We start from the raw sequence: 8,121 nt of genomic DNA, 5'->3' as shown, positions 1-8,121 counted from the left end.
AGGCCTGCTCGCGTAAGACCGGTGAACCGCAGAAAGGAAGACAAGGTTATTCCGCCCGGATGGCGGAATAAGGCGAACCGAGGCATGGATGCCGAGTCGAGCCGGCCGCAGGCTGACTGCCCGGAGGTGAACGCAGTGCGCAGCACCGGTCGCCCGCGAAAACGGGGATTGCAAAGGGGGCGAGCCCCCTTTAGCCCGTTCACTGGCTGTGAAGCCACATTAACCACATCACTTCAGGTGAACGGAAACAACCACACTGCAGGTGAACGGAACTTTCACCACACTGACACAGTGAAAAGTGAACGGAACTTCCACCACACAGTCATCAGTGCAAAGCGAACAGAACTTTCACATCAGTTCAGATGAACTGAACAATCACCCATCACTTCTTAACCGTATCCGGAAACTCCATCTCCCCATACTTCACAAACCGCGTCCCCTTCACCAACTTGTAACCAAACCAAATCACCAGGAACAACGGAATGCCAATATAGGTTGCCGCCACACTCATCCAGTCAATTTTATCTTCCAGGAAAGCCTGGTAGTTCTGGCCGAGCGTAATAATCAGGCACAGCACAAACGCAAAGATGGGCCCTAACGGGAAGAAACCAGAGCGGTATGGCAAATCACTCAGGCTATGGCCCTGATGCACATAACCACGGCGGAACCGGTAGTGGCTGATGGCAATCCCCAGCCAGGCGATAAAGCCCGTCATCCCGGAGGTATTCAGCAGCCAGAGATACACAGTCTGGTTACCAAACTTGGATGTGAGGAAACACAACCCGGCAACCACAGTCGTTGCCACCAGTGCATAGCGAGGAACACCACCTTTAGACAGGCGCGCAAAAATGCGTGGTGCTTTACCGTCACAGGCCAGGGTGTAAAGCATACGTGTGGAAGCGTACATCCCGGAATTCCCGGCAGACAGCACGGCTGTCAGAATCACCGCGTTCATTACCGCCGCAGCAGACAACAAACCAGCATGCTGGAAGACCAGAGTAAACGGACTCACGCTGATGTCGGTTACATCGTTACGCAGCAGGCTCGGGTCGGTATAAGGAATAATCAGGCTGATAATCAGAATAGCCAGAATATAGAACAACAGAATACGCCAGAACACCTGACGCACTGCGCGCGGGATATTCTTCGCCGGGTCTTCAGATTCACCAGCAGCAATGCCAATAAGCTCAGTACCCTGGAAGGAGAAGCCCACAATCATGGCCACGCCAATCATTGCCGAGAAACCACCAGCAAAAGGCGCATCGCCAACAGACCAGTTAGCCCAGCCCACCGGGGCGGAGCCTTTAAAAATACCGATAATCATCAAAACACCGACAACGATAAACACAATTACCGTTGCGACTTTAATTAACGAGAACCAGTATTCAGCTTCACCAAAACCTTTTACCGAAATGAAGTTAAGCAGGAACATAATGCCAAGGAACAGTGCGCTCCAGATCCAGCCTGGCGTCCCTGGGAACCAGTAGTTCATAACTAACTGAGAAGCCACCAGGTCAACGGCGATAGTCACCGCCCAGTTGTACCAATAGTTCCACCCCAGGGCAAAACCAAAGCCTTCTTCAACGTAGTTTTGGCCGTAGGTGGCAAACGAACCGGAAACGGGCATGTAGGCGGCCAGTTCCCCAAGGCTGGTCATCAGGAAGTAGACCATCAAACCAATCAGTGCGTAGGAAAGTAATGCTCCACCCGGGCCTGCCTGGGAAATTGTTGCACCAGAAGCAACAAATAACCCGGTACCAATCGAACCGCCAATCGCGATCATTGTCAGGTGGCGCGCCTTTAATTCGCGTCGTAGTTCAGGCGCTTGTGTTGTGTTTACTTCGGAAACCATAAAAAAATGTTGCCTGTCTAAAAAATGAGGCGCGATTGTAGCAGACCAACAAGGCAGGAAGCGGGACAAAATAGCGGTTATAAGAGACCTTCATAATCCATGCCGGATTATTAGCAAAGGCGAAGGTACAAAGGTCTCTGGTGTGACTAATATGTAAACAGGCAGTATAAAATTAGTTCAATCCACGTACTGAAGCGATAAACTGCTGTAACTCTGGTGTTTCAGGCTGAGCGAAAAATGTCTTACTGTCGCCCTGCTCCCACACCTTACCCTGGTGCATAAACACCACCCGATCGCCCACTTCACGTGCGAAGTTCATTTCATGAGTGACCAGAATCAGCGTCATTCCTTCGGCCGCCAGTTGTTCCAGCACTTTAAGCACCTCACCAACCAGTTCCGGGTCAAGTGCGGAGGTAATTTCATCACACAGTAATACTTTCGGGTTCATTGCCAGTGCCCGGGCAATTGCCACACGCTGTTGCTGCCCACCAGACAAATTAGCAGGCAGGTAATCAATGCGTTCACCCAGCCCCACTTTATTGAGCATTTCGATGCCCAGCTCACGGCATTCTGCAGCAGATTTTTTCAGCACCCGGCGCGGAGCCAGCATCACATTTTCCAGCGCTGTCATATGGGGGAACAGATTAAAACTCTGAAACACCATCCCTACAGAGCGGCTAATTTCTCGCGCCTGGGATTCACGGTCCGTGATGGTCATTCCACCCAGCTTGATGCTGCCATCCTGGTAGCCTTCCAGCCCGTTCATACAACGCAGCAAAGTACTTTTCCCTGAGCCACTGCGGCCAATGATGGAAACAACCTCGCCCATTTCAATGTCCAGGCTAACGCCTTTGAGCACGTGGTTATCGCCATAGTATTTCTGAACATCATTAATGGTGATGAGCGGCATGGAATTTTTTCTCCAGATAACGGCTATAACGCGACAACGGATAACACAGCAGGAAATACCCCAGTGCCACCAACCCGAACACTTTAAAAGGCGCGAATGTCGCATTATTAAGAATGGTGCCGGCTTTCGTCAGTTCAACGAAGCCAATAATTGAAGCCAGTGCAGTACCTTTAATGACCTGTACCGAGAACCCAACAGTGGGCGCAATGGCGATACGTACAGCCTGGGGAGTTACCACCCGCCACAATGTTTGGCCGAAACTGAGCCCCAGGCAGCGGCTTGCTTCCCACTGCCCTTTGGGTAAAGAGCGAATACTCCCGTACCAAATATCCAGCAAATAGGCGCTGGTAAACAGTGTTAATGCCAGCGTAGCTGCTGTCCAGGCACTGACATCAATGCCAAACAACCCCAGCCCAAAGAAGGCCAGAAACAACTGCATCAACAATGGAGTGCCCTGAAACAACGCAACATAGCCGGTTACCAGGCGCTTCGGCCACACCCAGCGGCCCATACGCACCAGTAACAAAGGCAATGTCACCAGTGTGCCGCATACAAAAGCTATCAATGAAAGCATGATGGTCCAGCGCGCTGCCAGCAGCAGGTTGCGGACAATATCCCAGTCAGTGAAATTCGTCACAGGCCGTCACTCCCCAACCATTTGCGCCCGGCAACCAACAATACCTGGCGCATTGCCAGCGACAACAGCAGGTAGAGGATCGTGGTTACAACATAAACTTCAAAACTTAAAAATGTGCGTGACTGAATCAGGTTGGCCTGGAAAGTCAGCTCTTCATAAGACACTTGCGATACCACTGAGGAACCGAGCATCACAATGACACACTGGCTGACCAGAGCCGGGAAAACACGCTTGAGCGACGGTGGTAAAATCACCCGTAAGAATGTTTGCCCACGGCTCAGCCCCAATACACGCGCGGCTTCCCACTGCCCTTTCGGGGTAACCTGAATACCTGCACGGATAATTTCCGTACTGTAGGCACCAAGGTTAACTATCATGGCTATCAACGCCGCCTGCCCGGCATTCAGGCGTAACCCCAAACTCGGCAAACCAAATACAATGAAAAATAGCTGCACTACAAAGGGCGTGTTACGGATCAACTCCACATATCCGCCCCAAATATGGCTCAGAACACCTGATTTTCCACTGCGCAGCGCTGCGCCGGTTACCCCGACAGCAATCCCGCCTAATGTTGCCCAAAAAGTCAGTACTATGGTGGTCCACAGGCCAGCCAGTAAAGCTGGCCAGAATGGCAACAGGGCGGCAAAATCGAGCTGCGTTGTCATTCGTTAACTCCTCAGGCACCCAGGTTCGCCGGCAACGGCGCTTTCATCCATTTTTCTGACAATTTGTTCAGCGTGCCGTCCTTGCGGGCCTGGTCAATCAGGCTGTTAACTTTGTCTTTCAGTGCAGGCTCTTCTTTTTTCATGCCGATATAGCAAGGAGAGTCTTTCAGCATAAACTTCGCCACTGGCGCATGGCCCGGGTCTTTGCGGGCGATAGCGGCCACCACAACGTTACCGGTTGCCAGATACTGAACCTGGCCGGATAACCACGCTGAAATGGTGGTGTTGTTATCTTCGTAGCGTTTCACCTGTGCGTCTTTCGGCGCAACGTCACTGAGCACCATATCTTCAACAGCACCACGGGTTACACCCACACTTTTACCGCTCAGCGCGGCAGCATCCGGCAGAGTGGTGTCTTTCGGACCAAACACGCCAAGGAAGAAAGGCGCATAAGCCTTGCTGAAGTCGATCACTTTTTCACGTTCTGCATTTTTACCCAGGCTGGAAATCACTAAATCCACTTTATCGGTTTGCAGATAAGGTACGCGGTTGGCACTGCTTACTGGCACCAGTTTCAGCTTCAGTTTCATTTCTTTAGCCAGATACTGCGCCATATCGATATCGTAACCTTCCGGTTGCAGATCAGTACCGACTGAACCAAAAGGAGGAAAATCCTGGGGAATTGCAACACGTAACACGCCGCGTTTTTCGATGTCCTGTAATTGATCAGCCATTGCCTGACCTGCCTGCACCACTAACAGTACCGCCCCTGCGAGGGACAACAGCCATTTTTTCCGCAACATCACTCACCTCATTCAAAGGATATGAAACAAAAGATTCTTGGTGTTGTGATTTGCAACTAATGTGCCAACGCAACGCAAATTAAAAAAGGCCGCGTTTATGCGGCCTGTACTACTGTAAACAGGGGATTCCGGAACTTAGCAAAGTTGCACTGCATCACAATCACTCACCACAACAGAGCCAAAGCACCATTTTAGTGCAATTATTTTTCGCAATATGCCAAAAAGCGGCTTAGTGCACTGGATAAGTGCTTTTGCCGGTGATGGATACGCCACAGAGTTCTGATAAGAGGAGGTAAAGGGACCGCGACCCGCGCCAGAGTGCGGTTTTCCAGTTGTTCTGCAATCACCCGCCGGGACAGGCAGCTAATCCCCAGCCCGTGGCGTACCGCGTGTTTAATCGCTTCTGAATTCCCCAGTTCCATTTCGAGGTTGAACTGAGGTAAGTGAGCCAGCAGTAAATAATCCACGATCTCCCGGGTGCCAGAACCTTTTTCCCGCAGGATCCACGGTGCTGCAGCCAGCATCTCCAGGGTTACCGGCCCCTGGCATAACAGGGACTGAGGCGCAGCGAAAACAACCAGTTCGTCTTCAATCCAGGGTTCAGCCACAATATCCGGGCTGTGGCAGGGCCCTTCAATCAGGCCAATATCCACACGGAAATCAGCAATAGCGTTAATGACGTCCTGGCTGTTACCCACACTCATTTCTAATGGCAGGTTTGGGTGATCCTTGCGGTAACGGGCAATGACCTGAGGCAAAATATAATTACCAATGGTGCTACTGGCAAAAACACGAATGGCGCCTTTATCTTCCTGAAACAATTGTTCCACATCACGGGCCTGGTCCAGCAATGACACTACGCGCGGGAACAACAGGCGTCCATGTTCGTTAACAACCAGGCGTTTACCAACACGGTCGAACAGTTTTACCCCCAACTGCCCCTCCAGGTCAGTCAACGCGGCACTGACGGCCGATTGCGATAACGCCAGCATTTGTGAAGCCTGTGTTGTGGAACCACTTTTCAATACTTCCGCAAACACTTCCAGTTGCCGCAATGTGATATGCATGTTGTGTCTCGCCCGCCGTGATCTACCAGTTATTTCGATTGGTTATAAATATATAATCAATTTTATTTTTAAGCCAGCCGCCCGTAGGATCTCCCCATTGAAACGAAGGGGGTGACATGAGCACACTAACTATCAGCCAGCGTAAAAAGCACGGCTTAACGCACTTCATTCCCGGCCTGTTACTGACCGGGGTTATTACAGGATTTGCTCTGTGGGCAGGCAGTTTCCCGAGGATTTCTGGTGCCGGCCTGAGTGCACTCACGCTGGCTATTCTGGTAGGTATGGTCATTGGCAACACACTCTACCCTTCTCTTAGCAGGCCCTGCGACGGTGGCGTGCTGTTTGCCAAACAACACCTGCTGCGGCTGGGAATAATTTTGTATGGTTTCCGCCTGACATTTACCCAAATAGCCGATGTCGGCGCCAGCGGTATCATTATTGATATTCTGACTCTGAGCAGTACTTTCTTTATTGCCTGCTGGCTTGGCCAGCGTGTCTTTGGCCTGGATAAACATACTTCCTGGTTAATCGGCGCAGGGAGCAGTATTTGTGGCGCAGCCGCTGTGTTAGCCACCGAGCCGGTCGTCAAAGCCGAAGCAAGCAAAGTCACCGTGGCTGTGGCAACTGTGGTTATCTTTGGTACCCTGGCGATTTTTATCTACCCGATGCTCTACCCGTTATTGCAGCACGTGTTCAACGAAAGCACCTTTGGGATCTATATTGGCTCTACCGTGCATGAAGTTGCCCAGGTTGTTGCCGCGGGCCATGGCGTCAGCCCGGTAACTGAAAATGCGGCGGTGATTACCAAAATGATCCGTGTAATGCTGCTGGCCCCGTTCCTGTTACTGCTGGCGTCCCGGGTTAAGCAACTGGCCCCGTCTGGTGAAGCCCATGGCAAAATCACCATCCCGTGGTTCGCGATTATTTTTATCCTGGTGGCAATGTTCAATAGCTTCCACTTGCTGCCAGTCGTTGTCGTCAAATCACTGGTAACACTCGATACCATCCTGTTAGCCATGGCAATGGCGGCGCTGGGGCTGACAACACATGTCAGCGCACTGAAAAAAGCGGGTGTCCGCCCACTGTTAATGGCGCTGGTATTATTTGGCTGGCTGATTGTCGGTGGTGGCCTGATTAACGTAGCCGTTCACCACCTGCTCTGAGACAAGACCTGCAATCTCTGGGTTAACCCGCTATGATAGAACGCTTGTTAATAGTGGGTTAACCAGGAAAGTAACAATGAAATATGTGGGAGCGCATGTCAGCGCGTCAGGTGGTGTGGAAAATGCGGTTGTCAGAGCCAGTGAACTCGATGCCACCGCGTTTGCCTTGTTTACCAAAAACCAGCGCCAGTGGCGTGCCGCACCATTAAGCACTGAATCCATCGATAACTTCAAAGCGGCCTGTGAAAAATACCACTTTACGCCGGGGCAAATATTACCTCACGACAGCTACCTGATTAACCTGGGTCACCCGGTTGAGGAAGCACTGGAAAAATCCCGCAACGCCTTTGTTGATGAGCTGCAACGCTGTGAACAACTGGGTCTGACATTACTTAACTTCCACCCCGGTAGCCACCTGCTGCAAATTCCTGAAGATGGCTGCCTTGCGCGTATTGCCGAATCAATCAATCTGGCACTGGACGTCACTACAGGCGTTACCGCAGTCATAGAAAATACTGCAGGCCAGGGTAGTAACCTCGGTTTTCGTTTCGAACACCTGGCCGCCATTATTGATGGCGTGGAAGATAAATCACGCGTGGGGGTCTGTATTGATACCTGCCATGCTTTCGCCGCGGGCTATGACCTGCGTAGTGAAGAAGCCTGCCAAAAAACCTTTGAAGACTTTGAGCGCATCGTTGGCTTCCAGTATTTACGCGGTATGCACCTGAATGATGCGAAAAGTGAGTTTGGCAGCCGGGTGGACCGCCACCACAGCCTGGGTGAAGGCAACATTGGGCATACTGCTTTTAGCTGGATTATGCGTGACCTACGTTTCGATAATATCCCGCTCATTCTTGAAACCGTGAACCCGGATATCTGGGCAGAAGAAATCGCCTGGCTTAAAGCACAACAATACCCGGCGGATGCCGCTTAAATAGTGCAATCCCTTGCCCGGAATTATGCGGCAGGGGAATCCCTCCGGTCTTTTGCTCTCACCCGTAGTCTGTTTTATCAATCTGTGCGC

At 51.4% G+C, this 8,121-nt stretch carries 8 protein-coding genes; 2 read left to right on the top strand and 6 right to left on the bottom strand.

What is annotated here, in order from left to right; all coding sequences use genetic code 11:
- Window positions 1–382: 382 nt before the first annotated feature.
- From DT73_RS16285 to yieE, 6 genes are all read right to left on the bottom strand, one after another.
- Complete coding sequence (locus DT73_RS16285) at window positions 383–1,852, bottom strand: amino acid permease (RefSeq protein WP_036111641.1); 1,470 nt, start codon at window positions 1,850–1,852, stop codon at window positions 383–385.
- Between the two features lie 172 nt (window positions 1,853–2,024).
- Window positions 2,025–2,762 (bottom strand): amino acid ABC transporter ATP-binding protein, encoded by a 738-nt coding sequence (locus tag DT73_RS16280; protein WP_036111638.1) that lies wholly within the window; start codon window positions 2,760–2,762, stop codon window positions 2,025–2,027.
- The gene (locus tag DT73_RS16275) at window positions 2,743–3,399 is read right to left on the bottom strand and encodes an amino acid ABC transporter permease (RefSeq protein WP_036111636.1); all 657 of its coding nucleotides are present in this window, start codon (window positions 3,397–3,399) and stop codon (window positions 2,743–2,745) included. The genes DT73_RS16280 and DT73_RS16275 overlap by 20 nt, the downstream gene beginning before the upstream one ends.
- Complete coding sequence (locus DT73_RS16270; RefSeq protein ID WP_036111634.1) at window positions 3,396–4,064, bottom strand: amino acid ABC transporter permease; 669 nt, start codon at window positions 4,062–4,064, stop codon at window positions 3,396–3,398. The genes DT73_RS16275 and DT73_RS16270 overlap by 4 nt, the downstream gene beginning before the upstream one ends.
- Window positions 4,065–4,075: 11 nt before the next feature.
- Complete coding sequence (locus DT73_RS16265; protein ID WP_036111631.1) at window positions 4,076–4,867, bottom strand: transporter substrate-binding domain-containing protein; 792 nt, start codon at window positions 4,865–4,867, stop codon at window positions 4,076–4,078.
- Between the two features lie 200 nt (window positions 4,868–5,067).
- Complete coding sequence (gene yieE, locus DT73_RS16260) at window positions 5,068–5,934, bottom strand: DNA-binding transcriptional regulator YeiE (protein WP_036111628.1); 867 nt, start codon at window positions 5,932–5,934, stop codon at window positions 5,068–5,070.
- A gap of 116 nt (window positions 5,935–6,050) precedes the next feature.
- On the opposite strand from yieE, the gene DT73_RS16255 reads away from it, so the two are divergent.
- Window positions 6,051–7,097, top strand: a complete 1,047-nt coding sequence (locus DT73_RS16255; protein ID WP_036111624.1) for a YeiH family putative sulfate export transporter — start codon at window positions 6,051–6,053, stop codon at window positions 7,095–7,097.
- A gap of 76 nt (window positions 7,098–7,173) precedes the next feature.
- Window positions 7,174–8,031, top strand: a complete 858-nt coding sequence (gene nfo / locus DT73_RS16250) for a deoxyribonuclease IV (RefSeq protein ID WP_036111622.1) — start codon at window positions 7,174–7,176, stop codon at window positions 8,029–8,031.
- Window positions 8,032–8,121 lie beyond the last annotated feature (90 nt).

This window comes from Mangrovibacter sp. MFB070, assembly GCF_000705335.1.
Lineage (GTDB): Bacteria > Pseudomonadota > Gammaproteobacteria > Enterobacterales > Enterobacteriaceae > Mangrovibacter > Mangrovibacter plantisponsor.
This window is presented reverse-complemented; position numbering and strand designations above follow the sequence as displayed.

Coding starts and splice junctions, on each gene's coding strand:
- DT73_RS16285 (WP_036111641.1), bottom strand. CDS start 1,852: ATGGTTTCCGAAGTAAACACAACACAAGCGCCTGAACTACGACGCGAA.
- DT73_RS16265 (WP_036111631.1), bottom strand. CDS start 4,867: ATGTTGCGGAAAAAATGGCTGTTGTCCCTCGCAGGGGCGGTACTGTTA.
- nfo (WP_036111622.1), top strand. CDS start 7,174: ATGAAATATGTGGGAGCGCATGTCAGCGCGTCAGGTGGTGTGGAAAAT.
- DT73_RS16270 (WP_036111634.1), bottom strand. CDS start 4,064: ATGACAACGCAGCTCGATTTTGCCGCCCTGTTGCCATTCTGGCCAGCT.
- DT73_RS16280 (WP_036111638.1), bottom strand. CDS start 2,762: ATGCCGCTCATCACCATTAATGATGTTCAGAAATACTATGGCGATAAC.
- yieE (WP_036111628.1), bottom strand. CDS start 5,934: ATGCATATCACATTGCGGCAACTGGAAGTGTTTGCGGAAGTATTGAAA.
- DT73_RS16255 (WP_036111624.1), top strand. CDS start 6,051: ATGAGCACACTAACTATCAGCCAGCGTAAAAAGCACGGCTTAACGCAC.